The following is a 1,034-nucleotide window of genomic DNA, read 5'->3' as shown; positions in this document are numbered from 1 at the left end:
GGATTATCTTAGAGCCTATATCAAAAATGAAATAATAAGGAACTTCTCGGATAGAAAAGTTGTAATCAAAAGAATCAAAATTAACCCAGAAGTTATGGAATTGAAGGCAATTTTTGACCCACCCTTAGAGGTAGGGGAATTCATCTCATTCGGATATAGATTAAAAATTAAAAATCATTATGCTTTAACGAAAGATGAAGCTATAAAGAGATATGGTGCACCCTTTAGCTCAGAGGGGTTAATGATAAGAGGACCTACCTTAAGAGCCTTAATAGAGATGACTTTTCCTAAGGGATTTAAGTATGAATTTACGGAGATAGCTAGCTTCTTGTACCTTCATTCGGACCAACCTATGGATAAAGTAAAAGTCGACTGTTATCATAACTTTGACAAGAAGCAGGATAAACTTGTTCTTGAGTTATTTGAGCCAACAGTAGGAATGAATTATAATATAATCTGGTATCCTCCTTAATAGTAAATTTATTCTTTAAGCAGCTTTACATCGAGGAATATTTTTAACACTTTTCTAATTCAGTTTTTTCTAAAGAGTTGCTCGAACGAGTTATTAAGATTTTCTAATTTATGAGTTACAACTTATTGCATTTCCGAGACACATTAACCTTGAAAAATCTACGAAAGAATATAAATTATAATAACATTGAACTTCATAGATCGTATATTTAATTTATGTAATTGACAGCTCAGAATAAGCTAATATATAATATCATTCGTGACTATAAAAAGATAATTGCTGTTCTAATTTAGGTAGGATAAAAGTGGTAATTCGTCTAGAATTTCCAGAAAATCGAACAAAGCTTAAAGTTTCACAAGTGAGTCCATTTTTAAGAAAACCCAAAAAACCCCTCATAATTTTTTATATTGAGGTCAAGGCGTATAAAGAAATGTTTTAATCGTAGGATGAACTATTATATAATTAATGGTTGAGGTAAAAAACACGGAATATTGTATGAAGTTAATTCAGAGATTGGATAAATTAAGTCCTTTAGAGGCAAGTTATTTGATGGACTGCATAG

Annotated in this window: 1 protein-coding gene; it reads left to right on the top strand. The window is 30.8% G+C overall.

Translation table 11 applies throughout. The annotated features are described in order from the left end of the window. Positions 1–472 (top strand): hypothetical protein (locus DMP16_RS11135; protein ID WP_185957869.1); only part of this gene is annotated, 472 nt, incomplete at its 5' end. Positions 473–1,034: the final 562 nt, after the last annotated feature.

Origin of the sequence: Sulfolobus sp. B1, from assembly GCF_007050195.1 — an archaeon.
In the GTDB taxonomy this organism is placed as follows: Archaea; Thermoproteota; Thermoprotei_A; order Sulfolobales; family Sulfolobaceae; genus Saccharolobus.
Note: the sequence above shows the minus strand (reverse complement) of the source record. Positions and strands in the feature narration are given on the sequence as shown.